The sequence below is a fragment of the uncultured Parasphingorhabdus sp. genome (genome assembly GCF_963975735.1).
Classification (GTDB): Bacteria; Pseudomonadota; Alphaproteobacteria; order Sphingomonadales; family Sphingomonadaceae; genus Parasphingorhabdus.
The window spans coordinates 34,495-56,515 of sequence record NZ_CAXBIA010000014.1 but is presented as its reverse complement, the minus strand read 5'-3'; the positions used below and the strand labels follow the sequence as shown (position 1 = coordinate 56,515).

Annotated in this window: 23 protein-coding genes; 11 read left to right on the top strand and 12 right to left on the bottom strand. The window is 51.4% G+C overall.

Annotated elements, in window-relative coordinates; translation table 11 throughout:
- Window positions 1-7 precede the first annotated feature (7 nt).
- The 4 genes from AACZ86_RS13565 to AACZ86_RS13550 are packed head-to-tail and all read right to left on the bottom strand — an operon-like array spanning window position 8 to window position 4,097.
- On the bottom strand, window positions 8-790 hold the full coding sequence (locus AACZ86_RS13565; protein WP_339693398.1) for a CpsD/CapB family tyrosine-protein kinase: 783 nt from the start codon (window positions 788-790) through the stop codon (window positions 8-10).
- A gap of 27 nt (window positions 791-817) precedes the next feature.
- Window positions 818-2,257 (bottom strand): Wzz/FepE/Etk N-terminal domain-containing protein, encoded by a 1,440-nt coding sequence (locus tag AACZ86_RS13560; RefSeq protein WP_339693397.1) that lies wholly within the window; start codon window positions 2,255-2,257, stop codon window positions 818-820.
- Window positions 2,257-3,495, bottom strand: coding sequence for a hypothetical protein (locus AACZ86_RS13555; protein WP_339693396.1), 1,239 nt, complete (start codon window positions 3,493-3,495; stop codon window positions 2,257-2,259). The genes AACZ86_RS13560 and AACZ86_RS13555 overlap by 1 nt, the downstream gene beginning before the upstream one ends.
- The gene (locus AACZ86_RS13550) at window positions 3,492-4,097 is read right to left on the bottom strand and encodes a polysaccharide biosynthesis/export family protein (protein WP_339693394.1); all 606 of its coding nucleotides are present in this window, start codon (window positions 4,095-4,097) and stop codon (window positions 3,492-3,494) included. Before AACZ86_RS13550 ends, AACZ86_RS13555 begins: the two co-directional genes overlap by 4 nt.
- A 119-nt stretch (window positions 4,098-4,216) precedes the next feature.
- Here AACZ86_RS13550 and AACZ86_RS13545 point away from each other — a divergent pair, with 119 nt between their 5' ends.
- Both AACZ86_RS13545 and AACZ86_RS13540 read left to right on the top strand, forming a co-directional pair.
- Complete coding sequence (locus AACZ86_RS13545) at window positions 4,217-5,740, top strand: hypothetical protein (protein WP_339693419.1); 1,524 nt, start codon at window positions 4,217-4,219, stop codon at window positions 5,738-5,740.
- Window positions 5,737-6,522, top strand: a complete 786-nt coding sequence (locus tag AACZ86_RS13540) for a WecB/TagA/CpsF family glycosyltransferase (protein ID WP_339693393.1) — start codon at window positions 5,737-5,739, stop codon at window positions 6,520-6,522. The genes AACZ86_RS13545 and AACZ86_RS13540 overlap by 4 nt, the downstream gene beginning before the upstream one ends.
- Window position 6,523: 1 nt before the next feature.
- On the opposite strand, the gene AACZ86_RS13535 is transcribed toward AACZ86_RS13540, so the two are convergent.
- Entirely contained in the window at window positions 6,524-7,723 is a 1,200-nt protein-coding gene (locus tag AACZ86_RS13535) for a glycosyltransferase family 2 protein (protein ID WP_339693391.1), read from the bottom strand.
- Between the two features lie 125 nt (window positions 7,724-7,848).
- Between AACZ86_RS13535 and AACZ86_RS13530 the strand changes: the two genes are divergently transcribed.
- Entirely contained in the window at window positions 7,849-8,808 is a 960-nt protein-coding gene (locus tag AACZ86_RS13530; protein ID WP_339693389.1) for a UDP-glucuronic acid decarboxylase family protein, read from the top strand.
- Here AACZ86_RS13530 and AACZ86_RS13525 read toward each other — a convergent pair.
- On the bottom strand, window positions 8,794-9,879 hold the full coding sequence (locus AACZ86_RS13525; protein ID WP_339693387.1) for a glycosyltransferase family 4 protein: 1,086 nt from the start codon (window positions 9,877-9,879) through the stop codon (window positions 8,794-8,796). The genes AACZ86_RS13530 and AACZ86_RS13525 overlap by 15 nt on opposite strands.
- Window positions 9,880-9,969: 90 nt before the next feature.
- Here AACZ86_RS13525 and AACZ86_RS13520 point away from each other — a divergent pair, with 90 nt between their 5' ends.
- The gene (locus AACZ86_RS13520; RefSeq protein WP_339693385.1) at window positions 9,970-10,545 is read left to right on the top strand and encodes a hypothetical protein; all 576 of its coding nucleotides are present in this window, start codon (window positions 9,970-9,972) and stop codon (window positions 10,543-10,545) included.
- Window positions 10,546-10,750: 205 nt separating this feature from the next.
- Here AACZ86_RS13520 and AACZ86_RS13515 read toward each other — a convergent pair whose 3' ends face one another.
- The 3 genes from AACZ86_RS13515 to xrtV are packed head-to-tail and all read right to left on the bottom strand — an operon-like array spanning window position 10,751 to window position 13,278.
- The gene (locus tag AACZ86_RS13515; RefSeq protein WP_339693384.1) at window positions 10,751-11,605 is read right to left on the bottom strand and encodes a hypothetical protein; all 855 of its coding nucleotides are present in this window, start codon (window positions 11,603-11,605) and stop codon (window positions 10,751-10,753) included.
- 19 nt (window positions 11,606-11,624) lie between these two features.
- Window positions 11,625-12,323, bottom strand: coding sequence for an exosortase-associated protein EpsI, V-type (epsI, locus tag AACZ86_RS13510; protein ID WP_339693383.1), 699 nt, complete (start codon window positions 12,321-12,323; stop codon window positions 11,625-11,627).
- On the bottom strand, window positions 12,316-13,278 hold the full coding sequence (xrtV, locus tag AACZ86_RS13505) for an exosortase V (protein ID WP_339693382.1): 963 nt from the start codon (window positions 13,276-13,278) through the stop codon (window positions 12,316-12,318). The genes epsI and xrtV overlap by 8 nt, the downstream gene beginning before the upstream one ends.
- A gap of 120 nt (window positions 13,279-13,398) precedes the next feature.
- Here xrtV and AACZ86_RS13500 point away from each other — a divergent pair, with 120 nt between their 5' ends.
- The 4 genes from AACZ86_RS13500 to AACZ86_RS13485 all read left to right on the top strand — a co-directional run bounded on the left by AACZ86_RS13500 (window position 13,399) and on the right by AACZ86_RS13485 (window position 17,665).
- Window positions 13,399-14,412: a cell wall hydrolase gene (locus AACZ86_RS13500; RefSeq protein ID WP_339693381.1), complete on the top strand. Its 1,014-nt coding sequence runs from the start codon at window positions 13,399-13,401 to the stop codon at window positions 14,410-14,412.
- A 19-nt stretch (window positions 14,413-14,431) separates the two neighbouring features.
- Window positions 14,432-15,316, top strand: coding sequence for an NADH-quinone oxidoreductase subunit J (locus tag AACZ86_RS13495; RefSeq protein WP_339693379.1), 885 nt, complete (start codon window positions 14,432-14,434; stop codon window positions 15,314-15,316).
- A gap of 69 nt (window positions 15,317-15,385) precedes the next feature.
- Complete coding sequence (locus AACZ86_RS13490) at window positions 15,386-15,910, top strand: TIGR02281 family clan AA aspartic protease (RefSeq protein WP_339693378.1); 525 nt, start codon at window positions 15,386-15,388, stop codon at window positions 15,908-15,910.
- A 1,164-nt stretch (window positions 15,911-17,074) separates the two neighbouring features.
- Window positions 17,075-17,665, top strand: a complete 591-nt coding sequence (locus AACZ86_RS13485) for a PEPxxWA-CTERM sorting domain-containing protein (RefSeq protein ID WP_339693376.1) — start codon at window positions 17,075-17,077, stop codon at window positions 17,663-17,665.
- Window positions 17,666-17,888: 223 nt separating this feature from the next.
- On the opposite strand, the gene AACZ86_RS13480 is transcribed toward AACZ86_RS13485, so the two are convergent.
- The 3 genes from AACZ86_RS13480 to AACZ86_RS13470 are packed head-to-tail and all read right to left on the bottom strand — an operon-like array spanning window position 17,889 to window position 19,095.
- Window positions 17,889-18,194 (bottom strand): DUF1971 domain-containing protein, encoded by a 306-nt coding sequence (locus AACZ86_RS13480; protein WP_339693374.1) that lies wholly within the window; start codon window positions 18,192-18,194, stop codon window positions 17,889-17,891.
- A complete protein-coding gene (locus AACZ86_RS13475; RefSeq protein WP_339693372.1) occupies window positions 18,194-18,637 on the bottom strand; it encodes a hypothetical protein in 444 nt (147 codons plus the stop codon). The genes AACZ86_RS13480 and AACZ86_RS13475 overlap by 1 nt, the downstream gene beginning before the upstream one ends.
- A gap of 2 nt (window positions 18,638-18,639) precedes the next feature.
- Window positions 18,640-19,095, bottom strand: coding sequence for a group III truncated hemoglobin (locus tag AACZ86_RS13470; RefSeq protein ID WP_339693370.1), 456 nt, complete (start codon window positions 19,093-19,095; stop codon window positions 18,640-18,642).
- A gap of 83 nt (window positions 19,096-19,178) precedes the next feature.
- On the opposite strand from AACZ86_RS13470, the gene AACZ86_RS13465 reads away from it, so the two are divergent.
- From AACZ86_RS13465 to AACZ86_RS13455, 3 genes are all read left to right on the top strand, one after another.
- Entirely contained in the window at window positions 19,179-19,604 is a 426-nt protein-coding gene (locus AACZ86_RS13465; protein WP_339693368.1) for an Rrf2 family transcriptional regulator, read from the top strand.
- Between the two features lie 179 nt (window positions 19,605-19,783).
- Window positions 19,784-21,295, top strand: coding sequence for an ATP-binding protein (locus tag AACZ86_RS13460; RefSeq protein ID WP_339693366.1), 1,512 nt, complete (start codon window positions 19,784-19,786; stop codon window positions 21,293-21,295).
- Window positions 21,292-21,975 (top strand): response regulator transcription factor, encoded by a 684-nt coding sequence (locus tag AACZ86_RS13455; protein WP_339693364.1) that lies wholly within the window; start codon window positions 21,292-21,294, stop codon window positions 21,973-21,975. Before AACZ86_RS13460 ends, AACZ86_RS13455 begins: the two co-directional genes overlap by 4 nt.
- The last annotated feature ends 46 nt before the right edge of the window (window positions 21,976-22,021 follow it).

Below are 22,021 nucleotides of genomic sequence, written 5' to 3'. Positions count from 1 at the left end.
TCACTGATTAATCGTAATATTTTTTATAGCTTGATGCGCTGTACCCGTAGCCATAACTGTCTCCAAAGCCCCCGCGATACCGATTCAATATGGTACCGGCGCAAGGCACGGGATTAAGTATGGAAAGCATCTCTTGCACCTGCCTGCGATTGGTTTTTCCGCTATCCACTACCATGATATAACTGTCGAGTTTCTCAAGGATGAGCATTGTATCATCATTCGCAAAGGCCGGAGGCAAATCGAACAATATTATCGATTGACCAGTCTGACTACGCAAAGAGTCGATCAAATAATCAAAATTTGTGCCTGACACCAGTTCCGCTGTATTATTTGACACACGCTTTGTGGGAAACAATGTCAATTCGGAACCTTCGATACGAACGCCGATCGAAGATAAATCCGACACGTCACCGTTCAAAAAATCGCTAATCCCGCGATCTACCACCAATCCAATATCCTTTGCCAGGGATGCCCTGCGCAAGTCTAGATCGACCAGAAAGACCGGATCATCAGCGACTTGCGCTAACGACGCCGCCAGATTCATGGAAAGGAATGATTTGCCGGCCGCCGGCGTGGCTGAGGTGATCCCGACCAAGCGGTAGTTTTTCTCTTTCAGGCTTTTAGAAAGTGTGGTCCGCAACAAGTGGAATGGCCGAGACCTGCTGTCGCGATTGTTCAGCCCAACAAACTGATATTCATGCATCGCATCAAGATCGGGAACAAAAACTGGCAGTTCCTCGACTTGCAATTGGGTTTTGGGGAGCATCTGGGGAGTATCGGTCTGGGACATAAACAGCCTTCTAAAATAATCGCAATTTCATCGGCGTAAAAAGGAAAAACGTCCACCGCCGCTCTTCGGGGTAGGCTTGGGCTCGACCATCGGGATGATCCCTAGCGGAGCCGCTCCGGCAATTTTTTGGAGTGCCGACGGATCGCGGATCGGCCTGAGAAATAATTCCACTGCGAAAGCCAGAAATAAGCCGATTGCCAAACCTCCGCCGATACCGGCAACCGCCAGTATGAGGCGATCCGGCCAACTTGGACTGTCGGGCACCACGGGAGGTTCAACGACTGAAAGACGCTCCGACATACGCTCGTCTTCTGCTCGAACCCCTGCCTTTGCAGCCATTAATCGAGCTTGGACCTGATCATATTGCTGATTTACCGCCGCAAGTCTTTGCTGGAGCTCGCCGATCTGCTGCTGCACTAACGGCGCTCGCGATTGAGCGGCGAGACGGGCGCTCACTTGTGCCAATTCGGCGGCTTTTGCAGAGCGCAGGGAAGCAATTTGCGAATTGTTAAAGGCGATTTGTTCGTCAATCGAGTCTACCGGGATTTTTTTGGTATTGCTTTTCGCCAGCTCGCGCGCCTGCGCCAAATTTTGTCGGGCGATGATTACATCGGGGTGCGTTTCGGAATAAACCGCCCGCGCTGCTGCCAATCGTTGCTCTGCAGCGGAAACCACGGGATCGCGAGTGTCACTGGTTTGCGCAATATTTCTTTGCTGAAGCAAAGATTGATTGTCGCGTTGCAACGCCGCGATCTGGACATCATAGCTACCCGAATTCCCGCTAAGAATCATTGCCCCCCCGGATAGAACGCCGCCATTCTGTGCGTTGATCTGGGCTATTTGTCCCTGGAGATCGTTAATCTGAACCTCCAGACCCTCTGCTTGATCGGTCAGGAACTGAACCGTGTTGGTCGCTTGCTCTACATTCCCGCTGGCATCCAGTTGCAAGATACGGTTCATTAGTTCTTGGGCGACTGCCTGGGTTTGAACGGGTTGACTATAATCGAACGCCAATTCGAAAGCGATCGTCTTCTGATCTGCCCGGCTACCAGGGATATTGGCTTCTGCCGGCGTAAGGCTAATCGCTTCCCGCATATTCTCAATGACTTCGGAAAGCGGTTTGGACCGACGTTCCGAAGTATAAAGTCCATATTGCTCGATTAATGCGATAAGATCTGGACGGCTTGTAATTTGCTGGCGGATCCGCGCGACTCTGCGGTCGATGATATCAAAATCGTCAGTCCCGATCACATCACTCGGTAATTGTGGCGATTCCACAAGCATGATCGCATTGGACCGATAGACAGAGGGGATAAGCAAAATGGCGGCAATTGCAGCAACTATACCCAAAATAGTGGGCACGATAATCCACCATCTACGTTGCCATAATATAATCGGTAACTGCTCAATCAAATTATTCGCGGAAGCCTGATCCGATTCAGGCATATCAAACGCCGGATATTCCATTAGCGCAACTTCCCAAACCGAATTTTAATTGACGCCATGATCGAATAATTGGGATCGCGATCCACCAAGGGTTCATAAATTTTGGTGAAACTGGGCATAATGTCGAAAGATACTCGATCGCTGAGATATCGAGTATAAACTGCCTGCGCCCCGTAAATCTCGCTTTTCCCACGGGTGTTGGAAAATAATGGATCGCTACTACGATCCGTTCGGCCATATCGACCGGAAACTGCAAAACGATCTTTCAGGCTGAGCTGTAAATCATAATTGATTGCGACGCTGGTCACCGCGCTAATACCACCAAGAGCAGTGGGCTCGGCGCTCCGTGACATCGATCCACAAATAGAACTTCTGACATCTCGATCACAGAGCGAAAATTGTCCCGAAATATAGGTACGGCCGTTTCTATCGCCGGCACCATCGTCGATAGATGCATAAGATACGCCAGCGCTGGCATTCAAGGAAACACGCTCGCTTAGTTGATGCTCGACGCCAAATTGGGGACTGACAATCGTAGCATCGCCGATGCTGCTGCCTATATAGTCCGCTATTCCTGCACTTACCGATGCCGAAACCGAAGTCCGCTCTGACAATCGACGGCTATATTGCAGATTTCCAAACCCGGTGCGATAATCCGATCCTACACCATCGCTGAATTTTGAATATGACGTCACGGCTGAGAAACTTATAGAAGCAGAGGGACTCAAAACATGGTTAATGCCGGCAGATGCATCAAAAGTATTTACCCGAACCCGGCGGCCAGCGACGGTTACGTCAGTTAACGGCACCTCTGGAACAAAACCGGGATCGAATGGATCTGACGGGTTTAGAAAGAACGAGTCCTGCAATGTAGAGCGCGAAGATTGAAAGCCGGCGCGAGTGGACACGGAGGTTCGTTCATCCACCTGTGTGCGGGCCTGCGCCCCAATGCGGGCGGCTTCATCGCGGCCATATCTGTTCGTATATTGTGATAAGCGAAAACTACTGTCAATTATCGCGCTTGAACTTTCATTCTCCCAAATAACCTTTGGCTCGATCTTGACCGTAGCGGCGGCGGACGAATCTCCATTCGTCAGGAGAAAGGGATTGCTGTCGGCTACGCCCCCAAAGGATAAATCGATAGTCAATCGCGGTTCATTTGCCTGTGCACGTACGGTCGCGGGGAACGAACAGGCCGCTGCCGCCACCAATAATACAGATAGTTCCAAGCGCACATCATTGCATGATCGGTAGGTCATGGAACAATCACCGTGTCGCCGGTCTTGAGCGGTTGAATATTCGCACGCGCGATGTCATTGGCGTCCGCACCGACCTTGAATAACGGTGCTAGCCGAACCCGGAAGCTATCGAGCTGGTCGCCGACCTTCCTAATAATCAAAATATTATCCAGACTGGCAAATTCATTGGGTCCGCCAGCCATGCTGAGGGCTTCCAGCACATTCACATAGCGACCCGGCGTAAATGTACCGGGGGAGTTAACTCGCCCCATTACAGAGAATTGCATTCCACTTGGAGAAATGACGGATACAGTTACCTGAGGAACTTCTCCCCGATATTGATCCCTGAGGCCGGTACTTATCAAAGTTTCAATTTCGGAAGGAAGATGTCCTTGCGCTACAATCTGGCCAACCAGAGGAAACGCGATCGTCCCATCAGGCAACACCTTCGCTGTCCGCTGCAGACGCTCTTCCCCCCAGACATAGATTGACAGTTCATCGCCAGCATTTATCCGATACGCCGAAGCACTAACAGAGGCTGGCGGCGATCCTGCTTGTGCCATAGCCTGCGAAGATAAGGATCCAGTCAGCGCAAACGCGAGCATATACCATATTCGGGTCATAGATTCAGAATATCCTAACTTCAGTCGACACGTGTTCTTGGGGCTCTATAAGACACCGTATGTTGTTTTGCTATACCATTTACCTTTATCGCTATCTGGCGAAATACGCATGCGTGATTATGCTGCTTATATCCGTTGCGTCGTTGGCTGCGTGTACCAGCTCACAAGAAGAAGCCGCTAAGAAATCGGCACAAGCGCAGTCTTATCTTGGACAGAATAGAATCGCAGAAGCGCGAATCGCGATTGAAAAAGCAGTTTATCTGCAGGATGATGTCCCGGAATATCAAATTCTCCGCGGCAGGATAGAATATGCTGCAGACGCCAATGAAAATGCGTTCACTGCGTTCAGCGAAGCTCTGTCGCTAGATGCAACGAATCAGGAGGCGTTACAAGCCGTCTCCCAGATCGGTTTGCAAATCGGACGCTGGCGTGAATCCCTTGAGGCTACGGACAAACTGCTTTTACTCAATCCGAATGATCCAAATGCGCTTCTGGTGCGCGGACTGCATGCGTTGCTAAAGCGTGATTTTGGGAATGCGGACGCCTATGCCATTAAATTACTGGCCATCAATCCAGCGAATGAGGGCGCCATCGCTCTAAAAGCGCGCGCCGCGTTTTTGGAAGGCAAGCCGGAAGAAGCGCAACATATCCTTGATCAGCATTTGACTCTATATCCTAACACAACGGCAATTTCCCTAACCCGGTTGGAAGTAAATCGGGAACTTCGCAATGCCGCGGAGATGGAAAAGCAATTTTCAGAATTGCGAAAATTACAGCCGGATGACATGTCTATCCGTATTGACGAAGCCAATTTCCGCTACAAAACCGGTAAAAGAAAAGAAGCTACAGCGATTGTTGCAGCGATATTGGCCAATGAAAAGACATCTTTGGAAATTATTCGTTCTGCCGTTGACCTGTGGCGCGAATATTCAGTGTCCCGGCTTGATCGAGATTTTGTAAGCCGGATTGTTCAAACCGCTAAACCACAAGCACGGATCGCGGCAGCCCGGCATTTTGCGAATTCCGGAAACGACACGACGGCAACCCAACTTCTTGAGGGCTTGACGGGTCCGAAAGTGGATGCAGAACTTGCGAACATCGCCATGTTAACGGGCAATGATGCCCGGGCCAGAACCCTGCTAGATTCGATCTTGGCTTTCGATAAGACGAATTGTGCATCGCTGGAAACACAGGCCCAGCTTCAGTTGAATGCGGGAAAGGTCAAAGCTGCGCTTCTATCCGCGCAGAGAGCCGCCTCGGAATGCCCGGACAATATCAAGAGTTGGGCATCCGCAGCAAAAGCATATTCACAGCTTGGCGACCAGGTCAATGCTCGCAGAGTTTTCCGCCAAGGAATAGATGCCAACAAGCAAAATGAGCCGTTAGCACGCACCTTTGCAGAATGGTTGATTGCCGAAGGAAAGGATCGAGAAGCCATTGCGACTGCCAAACGGTTAACACGATTGGCTCCTGCCCTTACCAGCGGCTGGCGACTGTACAGCGAGATTTGCACCAAGACAAAATCGGATTGCGTAGCCGAAGCGAAAAGGGGCCTCGAGGACTCAGCGACCCGATACGGGATCGATCTGCTACCCGGTCAGCTTGCCCCGAATGGCCTGTTTGGCAGATTTGTGATCCGATGAACAAACCTTTGCCGGCACCAATAATGAGTTCTGAGGTAGATCAAAATACGGTCGAATTTTTCGGGCTGGACTTCAATATTATAGACGAGAACATGGCTGTTTACCAAATTCGGCAGTTGGAAAAACAGAGCGGTTATTTTTATGTGGTAACCCCCAATGTCGATCACATCGTGCAATTGGACAAATCGACCGACAGTTCGCTGATAGAGGCCTACCAAGGCGCCGACATGATCATTTGTGACAGCCGCATCCTTTCCTTTCTGGCAAAACGATCCGGTATTAATCTTGATGCGGTTCCAGGAAGCGACCTGACGCGTGAATTGTTGCGAACGGGAAGAAAAAATTGGCGAGTAGCGATGATAGGTGGCGGTTCATTGCTCCACAAAAAGCTGCAGACACTTTATCCCGACTACGAGTGGGTTTTTCATGAGCCGCCAATGGGGATCCGCCGAAATCTCGCTGCCCGCATTACAATTGCAGAATTTATCGAGGACAAAAAGGCCGATATGGTTTTTTTCGCAATCGGTGCCCCGCAAAGTGAGATAACTTGCCGCGAGATTGCCTTACGCGGCAAAGCGACAGGTGTCGCATTGTGCATCGGTGCATCACTAGAATTTCTGACCGGCGCAAAGCGCCGGGCGCCCCGCTGGATGCAGCGCACGGGATTGGAATGGCTCTATCGTCTAGGCAGCGAACCGCGCCGGCTTTGGCGTCGCTATTTGGTTGAAGGGCCGAAGATATTCCCAATCTGGTGGCGATGGAAAAAGTTGAAGCGAAAATAGCTCAGGGTTTTTCCCCATCCCGACGCGTCCTGTTCCAGCCGGTCTGGCGAGAAGTAAAAAAACCGAGATAGATAGGTATTTTCCACATAATGTAGAAGGGAAACCGCATAAGCGATTTATAGGTGATAACGTCGCGCCCTTCTTTCCACCACGCAACGAGTAATAGCGTTACAGCGCCGAAAAAACTCACCAAAAGAACCAATAAAGGTGCGTAATATCCGGACCAAAACGCAATAATGCTTACACCAAGCAACATGAAGATCGACAACAGCATCAACATGGCAAGTGGTGGAACGAGCATATGAGCGCCTATGGCGACAAGATGCCTCGAGCGCTGGCGCAGCCCTGAAAACAACAGTGGCAAGCCATTGTGCGCGGCAGCTTGGAGAAAACCGTGCTCCCACCGACTCCGCTGCCCTTTACTGTCGGCAATAGATGCTGCCGGGCTGGTAACCAGCGCACCATCTTCGAACGAGACCTTAACGCCCCGCCTTGCGAGAGCCAGGCCTAGCTCAATGTCTTCGACTGCATTTGAAGTAGCAAGATCGAGCCGCGCAAATAATTTCCACGGGAACGCCATGCCTGTACCAAAAAGCAAAACGCCGCCGCCCATCCGCGCAAGTCCCCGCGCGCGAACCAAATTTTTAACTAGCATTGCAAAATTGGAAATATCCACGAGCGGCGAGGTAGTCACCGTTCGTTCCAGCAGATTGACAGATTGCACCGGCTCGCCGCTCGTCACTGCCTTCTCAACCAGTCTCGCTACGCTACCCTCCGACAGGCGACAATCCGCGTCAATGACGACAACGGCATCCGGTGGGGCCTTGGCCAAAAAGTCTCGGCCATAGGCGAGCGCAAATCCTTTTCCACGATGATCGGGATCCGACCGGCTTATCGTCTCAGCCCCTGCCGTCCGTGCGAGACTGGCGGTTTCATCAGTGCAGTTATCCGCAACCACCAATATCCTGCAATCCGGCGCACTAAATTGCAGTGCTTCAACGGTCGCAGCAATGCCTGAAGCTTCGTTATGCGCCGGCACGAGTATAACGCCTGACCAATTTCCCGACATCACAGGGGCAGCGTCTTTACCGGACCGCGTTAGTCCCGATGCAATCTCAGCCGTCAGATAGATTAATATAATCGACAATGGGATGGCCATCAGCCAGGCAAGAATCATGAGAGCAAATTGCATATCATGCATTCTAGCACGGGCAATATGGCGGTGTATACTTGCGCCAGACTGTCGATTGCGAGATTAAAAGCATAGACGGACTTGCGCACGCATTCTCTTCGGCTAATACAGGCAAATTTTCTCGGGAGAAGTCTATGGCGCGCGAATATTTTTCAGCTCGGCGAGTATTAGTTACGGGCGGCGCTGGCTTTGTGGGTTCCCATCTTATTGATCGCTTGATCGAGCGAGGCGACGAAGTACTCTGCGTGGACAACTTGTTCACGGGGGCGAAAGCCAATATCGCCCATCTTCTAGACCATCCCCGGTTTGAATTTCTACGCCATGACATATGCTTTCCGCTGTTCGTTGAAGTCGATGCAATATTCAATCTCGCCTGCCCCGCATCCCCGATCCACTACCAGCATGACCCCGTTCAGACGACGAAGGTATCCGTGATCGGCTCAATTAACATGCTAGGGCTAGCCAAACGCATCAAAGCTCCGATTCTCCAAGCTTCAACTAGCGAAGTCTACGGGGATCCAACGCAACATCCCCAAACCGAAGCTTATTGGGGGAATGTCAATCCAATCGGAATAAGGTCTTGCTACGACGAAGGCAAGCGATGCGCGGAGACGCTGTTTTTCGATTATCATCGTCAGCATGATCTCAACATAAAGGTTGCACGCATTTTTAACACCTATGGCCCGCGGATGCACCCATCAGACGGCCGGGTAGTTTCCAATTTTATCATGCAGGCGCTCGCGGGCGATGATATCACTATTTACGGCGACGGCTCCCAGACGCGCAGCTTTTGCTATGTTGACGATCTCGTCGACGGCCTCATGCGATTGATGGACAGTCCAGAAGGATTTACTGGCCCTGTCAATCTAGGCAACCCAGTGGAATTCACGATACGGCAACTTGCAGAAACGGTCATCGAAATGACCGGAGCGAAATCTATGCTTGTCGAACAGCCGTTACCATCGGACGACCCCACACAGCGCCAGCCGGATATCTCGCTAGCAAGATCACAACTGGGATGGGAGCCCGAGCAGAATCTACGAGAAGGCCTTGAAAAGACAATCAGCTATTTCCAGAGGTTAAAGAACGGATAGGGCGCTTTTCTGCAAGCCGCAGATAAAGTTTCTGTACTCCTGTGCGATGGTTGACCATGCAAACCTTTCAATACCATCAATTTTATTGACCCGGTCTGACGTTAGCGCCTCCGTTATTGTATTCGCCAGCGCGGGCGTGTCTTCAGTATCGCAGAGATTGCCATAGTCGCCCAAGATCCACCGCAATCTTTCGGTATCATGCGCAATGATCGGCAGTCCCGTCGCCCAAGCTTCAAGAAACACATTCCCGAAAGATTCCAGCAAAGATAAATGCAGAAAAGCATCAGCAGATTGGTACAGAGCGGGCATTTCCTGAGCGGTCAGACTTATCCGTTGGAATCTGTTTGGCATGAGCCTATCCGCCAGTTTCTGTGCTTCATCGCGCAAGGGACCATCGCCTGCAACGACCAGATAGGCATCGTCCATTGTCGACACTGCCCTTATTCCGTCCAGCACCCGCTTGCTCTCGATAAAAGCGCTGACTATAAGAACAATTCGCTTGTCGGCCGGGAAACCGAAACGGGCGCGGTCTCCGGGACCGGGTTTAAATTGAGCGAGATCCACGCCATTGGGGATCAGCGCGCAATTCCATGTTGACCTGTTGCGATCGTAATAATCCGGATTGGTGCAAACCAGGCCATCACAGGAAAATGAGCGATATTCAGACCGGTTTTCAATAGCTGGCCAATCGCCATTTTGAGTAACAAATATCTGCAGCGGCTTTTTCCGAGCAGGCCTGCGCAACGCCCAATGAGTGAAAGGAAATGAACAGGTAACGACCGCGTCATATGCAGATGGATCATAGGAACGGAGCAAGTTTGCCGAAAAACTGGCGTCCTCCCATGACGTTTCGCTGCGCAACGGCGGAAAATGAGGCCATTTTTCAAAACGTTCTCGCGCAACGGCATCGACATGTTGGAAACGGTAGGAAGTTCCGGGACGCGCTTCACCTGAACCCATCAAAGTGACCTCATCACCGGACGCAGCCAATGCTTCTGCGACAGACATCAGAGCAACTTCCGCGCCGCGGTCATATTTGTGAAACCCTGGCAGGGCGAAAAGCAGTCTCATCGGAATTCCTCTGTATGCATGGCTATCTGTAAGTTAAGCTGATAAGTACTTGGGTATAAAACCGATATCATCATTCCAGAGCAGTATTTCATGACGATCAATTGGGAACCCGGAATTGGCGATCCTACCCAAATAGGCTGGTTCACCGTGTTTGCATATTTTGTGACCGCCATCCTCTGCTACCGTGCCGCAATGACTGCCAACGCAAGATCGATCGATATTAGGACAGCCGCTAATCTGGAACAGTATTTTTGGTTCGCGGCCTCAATTTCGCTAATCTTGTTTGGTATAAACAAACAGTTAGATTTACAATCGCTGTTTACAGAAGTCGCTCGCGTGATCGCCAAGCTGCAGGGCTGGTATGATAATCGCAGAATCTATCAACTGTTCTTTATCGAAGGGTTGGGTATTGTTGCCCTTGCCGTTGGCGTGGGGATCTTATGGCTGCTGCGAAAAACAGATGCTCGGGTTCAGATCGCGCTGTTCGGATTTTTCTGCCTAGGAGCATTTGTTGTCCTTCGTGCTGCATCCCTTCATCATGTAGACCATTTTCTCGGAGACAAAATATTAGGTTGGCGATGGAACTCAATTCTGGAATTGTCCGGCATCGGAGTGGTCGCCATTGCATGTCTCACCTATCTGCGGAAGTTCCATCCGCAGCACTAGTTTTGCTCAAATTGAGCAATCCAAGACAAACTTTGGCCCCTGAATATTAAGGGGTGATAGACCTCTCAATTTTTCACACAATCTGCCGCCAATATGCAGACCCGATCGAGCTTGAAGCTAGCTCGCCCTTTGATCGGATCCGCCAAGGACAAATCCCTCGTCCGCTTTAAAATCGCGAATAATCGGAGCAACCTTACACTTGAATCTATTTAGCGGGAGCTTTCTCGGACTTCTTCTCTTCATCTGAAGAAGGCGCAAATTGGGGTTGGTATTTTATATCTCCCTTTGCCCGCGCTTGCTTCAACCGCTCTTGCAAAGCCTTCGCCAGTTCTTGATTTCGCATCGCCTGCATAGCCATTGGGCCCATATCGGCGCCCTCAGCAGAGACTGGGCTTTCACCCGTTATAACGGCTACTGTAACCATACCATTTTCTGGAATGACAAAAGGTTCACCTTCAGGAAGTGCTTTGATCTGATCAAGGCGCTTTTGGCCTAGTTGAGCAGAATCCATCTTTGCAGCCCCGCGCTGATACTTGATACCTAATTTGTCTAACTTGGCCGCTACATCCGTCATAGAGTGGTCGTCTTCCAACGATTTTAGCTGCTCCATATTACCCGGAAGAGGGAACTGGATCCGATCAATCGTAAAGACCTTTCTCCCGGCGAACATGGACGGGTTCTCAGCCATATATTTGTCCACGGCCTGTTGATCAGGCACCCGAAGGGTTCGCTCCGCCCTTTTTCCTAGCAACTGGACCAACAGTGAATCTTCAAGCTGGCGACGCCGGATCAAATATTCCGGAGTCTTGTCCAAATCTTCTTCGCGAGCAGATTGTGCCAATAGCCGACGTTCTACAATTCGCGACAATGCGGCTTTCTGGATCACTTCCTTGTCGATGCCTTCGGGAATATTTGCATCACCAACTTCGGCATTTATCTCCTGAAGGGTTATCTCTTCCCCATTTACAACAGCCGCAACCTGACCCTCGGGCTCCTTCTCACAACCGGCCAAAAGAAGGGTGAAGCACAAGGCCCCATATAGATAACGTTGATGGAACATATTGATCTCCTTAAGCAATTCAGCCGATGAGCAATTTTTGCAAGTGGCGGGGTGATGCTTCGATAAATTCGCGGGTAAATTCAGTTAAAATCGGCAACGCTTTTTGCTGGTCGACCCCCAACACAGAGACGCGCATCATCATGCCATCAGGGATATCTCCAGCCAGATTTGCCCGCATCACCGAAATTCGCTGTTCGCTCCAAGAGCGTGGGAATGCATTGCCAAGGCGGGTGAAATAAACAACGTGTTCAGTCCGCCGAGGTGACTTTGCGGTGAAAATATTTGCAGGAATTGACCTTCCCGCTCCAGCGATCCCGATTTGGCGCGTTTCGCTGAGCTGGAAGCCTCCGACAGGATAGCATACCTCGGGCCTGTGGACCTGCAACACACCATCCTGTTCGTTGTTATACGCAAGCAACATCATCACGGGCGGGGACCCGGACTTTGCGTAAACACGTGTTACCAAATTATCATATAGCCGATCTTGCAACGCATCAGGCGGCGGCAATACAACTTCGCCCTGTGACAATGACATCCAATTTCCGAAAGCCTTAGGCACAAGCTTGTCAAACGCTTCCGCCTCGACCACGGGTTCTGCAACCTCCGGCTGCCGCGTATAGGCAATCGCTGAAGCACTTGCCAATATCGCTCCGATGATAACATAGCGACGATTGACACGACCGGTCTGATTGCCCTGCTTCGATTTTCCCTTATCCATAATGATCGGCCGCCTTCGATTTCACGATATATCGATCCCAAATGGGCTTCAAAATTTCATCGGCGGCAAATATCGTCAATAATGCTATCGCGAACATCGCAATTCCGGCAAAATTGTGCAGAAAGCCCTGGGCCGTTGCTTCACCAGCATGATAGGTCAACAAGATCAAAATCAGTACTCGGAAAAAATTTGCCACCAGCGCAACGGGTACGATCAAAAATACCAGCAACAGGGAATAACGCCAATCTGCCTGATGACGCATATAGATATAAAATAGGGAGATTGCTGACAAAGAAATAATGGAGTTGATCCCCGAACATGCGGCGGCAACAAGCAATTCATATTGGCCGATGTAGATTCTAACCCCTTCCCCGCCTATCGGGTAGCCAAACAGCTGAAGAAAACCGATAGCCGCCTTCGATAACCATATTTTCATTGGCACTGTAGCCAGTGCGACAATCGTTTCCGGCGGTGGGAAAATAAAGGCCAGATAAAAGATCGGAAACCAGAGCCGCTTCATCACTTCCATACCGACAATACTGTAGAGGACTATCAGCATCGTTGCATACATCAGATACCCCTCGACCTCGACAATCTGGGTGATTCTGGCGAAGATTTGCAGAGGGACGAAAATTGCGAGCAGTAGCCATACGAGCGGCATAGAAGGCGCTTGAACGGAAGTTTTTGACACTTTCCACCTGCGCAACAACAGCCATATTCCCGTGGCCAGCACGATGGGGCCGTGTGCGCCCTCTTCTCCGCTCCAAGATTGCTCGATGACAAATTTCATGGTTGGCACACAAAACACAATAAGGCCGAGCAACAATATCACGGATTGAAACGACCACCCACCCGGAATCTTGTCTGGCGAAAAAATTTTGTCGCCGCGGACGGGCGCATTGGCTATATCGTTATTCAAAAATACCCCCTCCTTGAGGCCTTCCCAATAGATCACGTCATACCTGTTGCCAATGGCTGATGTTAGACTATGTTTCTATCATGTCTCAATCCGGAACATTTGGGATCCTTTTGTTGTTAATCGCCGGAATGGTGTAAGTGTTCTTATCATCAAACCTTGTTTACATTGGAAGAGAATATGAGCCGGCAAGGTCAAAATATTCGGCTACGCTTGATCACTGTGACGGGATTACTTCTAGCTGCAGCAGGAATTGGCACCGCGTTATATTTCCTGTTGGGGCACGCTGGCCCTACTACTGGACACGGCAAGATGCCAGTTACAACCGCCAATAGAGAATACGCCCCGCCTCCGAACCCGGAACTGCAATTGTACAAGCCGATAACTGCTGAACAGGCGGAAGAAGAAAATGACGAGCTGCCATTTTCGGATGCGCCAATCGAACGGGCACTACCGTTAGTCTTGCCATCCAGCCAGTTGCTGCCGATTGAACGTCGAAATGCGATTAATTGCCTGTCCTCTGCGATTTATTATGAAGCAGGTAATGAAACTAGCCAAGGAAAACGGGGTGTTGCCCAGGTTATTCTTAACAGGGTTCGTCATCCCGCATTTCCCAATTCAATTTGCGGAGTAGTTTATCAGGGCTCGGAACGCCGTACCGGCTGTCAGTTCAGTTTTACGTGCGACGGCAGTCTCGCTCGTCGGCCTGCTCGAAATAGTTGGGAGCAGGCTAGGCTCATCGCAATCGGAGCCATTTCAGGAGCCGTGGAGCCAAGTGTCGGAATGTCCACGCATTATCATGCAAATTATGTCATGCCTTACTGGGCACCATCACTGAACAAGATCGTTAAAGTCGGCTCGCATATTTTTTATCGCTGGAAGGGCTCATGGGGCCGACGACAGGCGTTCGTGCAGAACGTCCAACTGGACGATAACGACCTTTTCCCGATGATGGATAGAATTGCCCTGAGTCCCGAAGAAGAAATATTCGAAATTAACCTCCCGATAAAACCGCCATCGCGTATTATCGCGGATGATACATCATCCGTTCTTGCCAGCGTTCAATCCCGCCCAAATATGACAAGCCAAATAGCACCCGAAATCTTGGCTGATCAGCGCATCTCAACATTGACGGCGGACGAACAAAAGTCCACACTTAGAACAGACCAATAGTGTTGGTGTGGGGGCAGCGTTGAACATTAAAAATACATCGGATGGAAATAAGCTTTCCATACCTTATTTCGCCTTGGCTCTTGGCTTGATAGTGCTCATTCTCGCTGCTCTCGGCAGCTGGTATTACACTGGCTTGATCAGTCGCCTGGGCGAATGGCAATTCGCTAATTTCGGGATATATTTCAACTTAGCATCCATTCTGCTTTTTGTTGCGCTGCTCGCCGTCATCTGGCGAATCGGTCGAGCCTTGATGAACCGCACGCGAAAAAAGGATGATGAGCTTGACGTTGAGGAAGCGGAAGACATTCGTAATAATCTGCTCTTGACGACCATTGCCAAGAAAATCACGGGCTGGCTTGGATTGGCGATACTTTTTTCAGCATTCATTACGTTGATATACTTGCTTTTGCTCCCTTCGGACGAAATGAAAACGCGAGAGATTAACGCTGCTCAGGCATCTCGTGGACCAGAAGGTCCTGTCGAATTGAGCGGCGTTACCGCGATCGGGCAAACAGCACGCTATCAGCAAGGCTTCCTGTTTTGGCAACGCACATATTATTTCATGCCGATTGCTATGGAAATAGATCAGGACAAAGTTGGCAGAGCAAGTGTGTTTCTGGAAGTTCCCGCAAAACTTGCCAAATCAAATTCAACGCTGCGCGCGCAAGGTATTCTGCGTCACGGGACGTTGCCTGACGAAGTTTCCGCCATGTATAATGGCGTGAAATTTCCTGTAGCAAAGGATGCCAGCGTCATTTTTGCAAATGGATCGAGTAGCAGCTGGACCACGCGGGTTTTATTTTACGACATGCTCTTACTTGGTTCTATAAGTCTTATTTTCAGCTGGTTGCTGAAACGGAGGGAAAAGCGACTAGAGAAAGAACTTGGTAACCATAATCACTAACCAAATGCTCTAATCGATTTTTTATGCCTTGCTTCCATAAAGCTAGGCATGCTCGACTGTGGTAACATTATGACTGCTTCAATTGTCTTGCTCTTCGGAGCAATACAAATTGGCGACGCCTTGGACACTGATAACGCTCGCGTATCTGATACCGCTTATCTGGCAAGCAGTAAAAACATAGCCCGTGGCACATTCAACCTCAGTCCGTCCGGAATTTCAATCGAACGTGCACAAGACGGTCTTTTTCATGTTACTGCTTTGGTAAATGGCCAGCCCGTTGACATGGCTATTGACACAGGCGCGACACGGACCGTGATCACGCAGAACGATGCCACCAGGATCGGCTTGTCCTCGCCCACGGGTACTTATAGCAATATGGAAACCCTGAACGGTCAGGTGCGGCTATCACGGATGAGGATAGACAAGTTGACAGTCGGAAATCGGGAAATAGAAGGCCTGGAAGTCGTTCTGGGCCCTCAAGCTCTAAAGCAATCTGTAATCGGACTTGACGCTATCAGCAGAAGCAGTCCTTTACTGGTGGACGGCGACCGGTTGACGCTTCTGACGACGAAGAGCCGCGCCGCTAGCGAATAGGCCTAGAAGGAACAACATCCATACGCTCGGCTCGGGCACAGGCGAGCTAACGGGTGGCACGACTACGCCAGGAGTTTCAGGTACAGTTGGCGTTGTGTCATTTGGATCCAGCAAACCAACGGTAGTGATCGGTGATCCACCAAGATTTCCAAAACCTGGACCGCCGCCACCAATATTACCGGTTGGTATAGCTCCCGCGTTACCAGAGCTTCCGCCATTCGAAACACCACTATCAAAGGCACCGCTGCCTGAAGGGCCTTGATTGCCCGAAGCCGGTACAGCTATCGAGTCGCCGCTGGAAGAAGACGTCAATGGTCCTCCAGAACCACTCGGTGCAATATTCCGACGAAAAGAGCCGACTGCTCCGTTCCCTCTGCGAATGAGTCCCGGAATGAACCGCGATAAATTTCTCTCATCTAGCGACACGAGATCAGTAAGACCAGATTCGCCCACTTCCCGTCCCAAAAATCCAGTGTCACCCTCGCCTTCAAATGGCAAAAGCGCACGCTCTCTGTAAGAGGATCCCGATGCGATCAACATACCAACTGCAAATGTCGCTAACCATATATCAAGCTTGACGGCGATGATTATTCCCCTTGGATTCGCCCAAAATTAAACTGTACCTTGTGCATTCCATAGCAAAGATCAGAACTTTCTAAAAGGTAATTAACCAAAGATTCTATCGCGCGTCGCATATGGTAAAACCGATCGCCAACTGCGGTCTGCTCGCATGGATTGGCGCGGGCGTGCTAAAAAAGTGCGCGCTATACCTCCGCCATTGCAACAACGTCTTGAACGCCTCCTTCGTCCAGAGGCTGGTCGAGGACCTTTTCCGCCGACGCCTCGCCTCAGAAGATATCTCTTTATGCCCGAAATTATAATAGTCATGAGTGTCGCACCGGCAAATTAGGGATCACTGTCGGCCAAACAACCGACTTTCGATTTCAAACATGTACCCAAAAATGGATTGTGCCGAGCCAGCGACAGAATTGATGCAAGGAGAGTGTCTGCCATATTTGCGTTAAATTGGCACAGGGACTGAAAATGAATTAGAAGAATTGCGTACAATTTAATAATCTGTTAACTGGTTGGAACAGTTCGGAAAATTTCAGGGCCGAATCAGGCCCGCTGATCAAAAAAACCGGCGGCATATTGAGGACACATATGAAAAAACTTCTGATGGCGACTGCCGCCATATTGCTAACCACCCCGGCGAACGCCGCAATCTTCATAGTAGATGCAACGAATAATGCGTCTTCGGGCGGGACTGCGCTTGGCACTATTTCGCTAGCCGCCGGACAAGTTTTCACGGTAAGCTCCAGCACCGATGATCTTTGGAGCGCCGGACCACTTCCTCGCTTCTCTGATGCCAATGGCCTGGTTGCAGACAGATTCGCGACCGCGTCCGATGATTCAGGACAGGCTGTCGGAACGCAGATTGGCACGAATTTTGGTCTCCATTCGCAATTCGGCCATTCTGCCGCTTTCGGATCACTGGTCGGCAGAATCAATGGCGTTTACCAGACGATTGGCGCAAATTATTCCGGCCCCGCCTGGCAGACCGGGTCGCTGGAAGTGTTTTACTGGGACTCAAATAATTTCGATAATTCCGGTGATATCAGTTTTGATATCAACGCCGTAAGCGGTGCGGTCCCCGAACCAGCTACATGGGCCTTCATGATCTTTGGCTTTGGCGCCATCGGCGGTGCCATGCGCCGGCAGCGCAAAGCCAACCTAAAAGTCAGCTACGCTTAAAGACGGGCAAGCAAGTCGTTCCAAAGCCGCAGCAGAGCAATCTGAGGCCGCTTTTTGGCGCGCAGGCTTCGCCCGAAAGTGCTACTTTGGCCGAGGATGGCGGATGACTATTGGACACCGCTGACAATCTTGCCAAAAGGTGGATAAAACCATTGATTCTTCTCTAAGCCGAACAAATGGTTTGTTCCGCAGACCCCAGTGAATGCCGCCATTTGCTCCGCAATCAGCCATCGGGATCATCCGCGCCCAGCGGATGTTTAGAATAGAATTCCACCTGCATTTTCATCGGACCGACAAGATTGACGAAATGCGGCGATTGCGGAGGGATCGGTGCGGGATTATCGACCGTTACCAGTTGCCGTGATGGCGGATCGATGAACACAAGTTCAACCTCGCCTTCCAGCACACGCAATAAACCCCAGGTGCCGTCTTTGGTACTATGCTTGTTGCGCAGGGAATCCGGCAGGCTAAGCTCGTCGAATATCGGCGACGCACCGTAAGGGGCGATGGCTTTGGACGCGCCGGCCATCAGACGAGAGCCCGGATGACGGCAAAGGCGCAGGCAAACAAAGCCAGCAAGATCGGTACCGTCAGAATTTGCGCATTTGCGGCCCGATTGTTCATCCATCCGGTCTGTGTTTCGATCCCGCCAATCGGGTCAACCGGCGGCAAGGCCTTGCGCTCGGCTGCGGTGACGTTGTTCAGGACTGCGGCGGTACCAAAATACATCACGGCATAGGCCATGCTGACCACCAGCGCGAATATGGCTGCCGTCCCGTGACCGGTGGCGATGAAGAGCGCGCCGAAAAAAACGGCATAAGAAGTGAACATCGTGATCCAGACCGAACTGGGCAGTTCAAAGGTGCGGATCTCGTGTGATGGCGAGTTATAGCCCTCCGGAATATTTTCCATCTCTGTCATGATCTCGGCGGTAATTGCCTGTCCACCTTCCATCTGGAAATCCATCAACATGATCACTTCTCCTTTCGGTTGGAAATTGAGTCCAGACCGCCGCGCTGGACCTTGATACCGGTGAGCAGGCTCTCGGCGATCCGTTCGGCAGCCTGGCGGAAGACCTGCGCGGCGGCTTCATTGGGTGCAATATCGTCGAGAGTCTGGTTCCAGAGCACCAGCCAGCGGTCGAAATGCATATTATCGAGGCCGCCGACGGCGATATGCTTGAGCATGGGATTGCCACGGAAACGACCAGATTCCAGTGTTACGGAAGCCCAGAAATCTTTCATTCGCGCGAGATGCGGCGTCCAGTCGGCAACATGGGCCATAAAGATCGGACCGAGTAGCTCATCGCTGCGAATAGAACCGTAAAAAGTCTCGACCAGATTGGAAATCAGCGCATCATCAATGCCAAGCGCATTGGCTTGTGCGGTCTTTTTCGCTCTGGCCCGTTCGGCATAGCTGGCTTCGGTCATGATCTCGACTCGGATAAGGTGTATTTCATATGCACTGTTTATACCGCTTGGCAATTAATAGCAATATATGATATGCATGTTTTATGAGATTGTCCGTCCACACCGATTATGCGCTCCGCACGTTGATGTATCTGGCCGCAAATGACGGCCATCATTCGATCACCGAAATCGCCGGGCAATATGGCATCTCGAAAAACCATTTGATGAAGGTGTCCCAGCGACTGGTGGCGGAAGGTTTTGTCGACAGCGTCCGCGGACGCAGTGGCGGATTGTTGCTTGGCCAGCCCGCCGACGCCATAAATGTCGGCAAGGTCGTCCGCACGTTCGAAGATTACGGCACCTTTGTCGAATGTTTCGACAAGGCAAATAACACCTGTGTGGTAAGCCCTGTCTGCGGCCTCCGTCATGTTCTTGCCGATGGCGTCGAAGTCTTCCTGCGGCATCTCGACGGGTTCACCGTCGCCGATCTGGTTGGCGACAGAATCAGGTTTCAATCCGCCTGGAACTAGGCGCCCAGCGCCGCATAGCGGCTGTGCTGGCCACAACAATCTGCACGACTGCCGGGTGACAATCGACACAGGGCATTAATCCGCCCGGCCAGTCGGACTAGCCCCGAAGCGGCCAGCATAGAAAATCCGTGCATGTAGCTTTCCGGATTCTCCGCTATGCCGTCGCAATGGAATTACCGATGCCTGATAAAATGCCGCCTATGGTCGACCGACTATCCCCGGATAGTTCGCGTAGCTATTGGTCTTTCTTCATCGGCATTGCGGTTTTCATCGTCGGAACCCTGGCAACCTATGTCGCCCAGAATGCGGACCGGCCGGTCAGTGCGGCGCTGATCTATGTGTCAGCCGTGACGATCATCGGCGCAGTCAACGGCCTCCGCGGCGGCTTGCTGGCCGGCATTGGTGCTTCCTTCTTCTATAATTTCTTCTTCAGCGAACCGCTGCTGGATTTTGGTGTCACCACCTCCGATGAATATATCCCGCTGCTGGCGTTTAATTTAAGCGCCCTTTTGTCGGGTGCGCTGGCGGGAAGGATCAATGACCGGGCCCGCGCGGCAGAGATTGCGCAGCAAAAGATCAACCTGCTCCTCGATATCAGCAATCAGCTTCAAACCGCCGTCCATCTCGAAGATATCGACAGGGCGATCGTCCAGACCGGGATATTCGATTCCGCCAGCGCATTCGAGATATATGCGCTGAGCGACGATATATGGATAGCGGTAGCCGGAAAAGAACGTTGGCTGGTCGAAGCCCGGCAGGCCGTCGAACCCGACGAATTGCAGAATCTCAAGGACCGGAAAATCGCCTATCAGCTGTCATCGTCGCAACGCCCGGTAGGGATGCTGATCTGTACCGAGAACGCGCAAAACTCCAAAAGACTGAGCAAGATCGATTTCGCCGCAGTATTGAACCTGCTGAGCATGGCAATCGACCGGTTTGTTCTGCTGCACCAGAAAGCGGAAGCAGAAGCGATGCGCCGGTCGGAAGAGTTCAAGACCGCGCTGCTGTCATCCATTTCACATGACATGCGGACCCCGCTTGCGGCCATCTCCGCATCGGCGTCCAGTCTTGCGTCTTATGGCGAAAAGCTGCCCGAAGCTTCCCGCAAGGACATGCTGACGATCATCCAGGACCAATGCGAACGCTTGAACCGCTATACGACCAACCTGCTAAATCTGGGCCGGCTGCAAGCCGGGATATCGCCCGACCAGCTGGAAAGTCTGGATTTGCTGGAAATGCTGGGCTCGGCCGTCAACGCCGTCAAGCTACATCACAGCGGGCGGGAAATCATCATATCGCTGCCGTTTGATTCGTGCACGGTGCGCGCCAATCCGGTTATGCTGGAACAATTATTCTACAATATTCTGGAAAATGCGGTCCAATATAGTCCCGAACCCGCGCCGGTTTTGATCACCGGTCACAAACAGGCCGGGCGGGTGGAAATTGCCATATCCGACCAGGGATGCGGAATCCCGGCTTCAGAGCTGACCAGAATATTTGACCGCTTTTACCGCTCGGCAGAAAATGTGCGCAAGGAAGGCCATGGCTTGGGTCTTTCGATCGCTTCCGGATTTGCCCAAGCCTTCGGCGGCAATATTGCCGCGCACAGCCCGCTGGAAATGGGCAAGGGGACAAAAATAGTGGTGAAACTCCCGGTATCCCCCTCCCCCTCAGAAAGTATCGGTCAATGAACGCGAAAATATTATTGGTCGATGACGAGACCGCTCTCATCCGCTCGCTGCAACCTGTGCTAATTGCACAGGGCTATAGCGTCGATTCAGCCGGCTCAGCCGCAGAAGCCTTGAAAAAGGCGAAAGATACCGTGTTTGATATCATCCTGCTCGACCTCGGCTTGCCCGATGCCGATGGCAAGGAAATCATCTCCAAATTGCTGAGCATGAACGCCTTGTCGATTCTCATCCTGTCGGCCCGGCATCAGGAAGCGGAAAAGGTCACCGCGCTGGATCAGGGTGCGGATGATTTCATCAATAAGCCGTTTAATATCGAAGAATTATTGGCGCGAATCAGGGCCGCTGTCCGGCGGAGGAAGAATGAGGCGGTTAAAAGCCAGCAGTTCCAGTCCGGTCCCTTGTCGATCGACTTTCAGAAAAGGAAGGTTTTCTTGATGGAGGAGGAAATCAAATTTTCACCCAAGGAGTTCGATCTGTTGGAAACGCTGGCGCGGCATGCCGGACAGGTTGTGACCCATCGCCAGCTTCTGCTCGCCGGATGGAATGACCCCACAGTCGATACCCAATATTTGCGCAGCTATATGGCGCTTATCCGCCAGAAGCTGGAGTTTGATTCATCGCAGCCGGAATATCTGCTGACCGAACCCGGTGTGGGCTATCGGCTGGATATTGAATCATAACATTGAAAAGTGGATGACGCGGGCGTGGTCGGGGCGACGGGTGCCC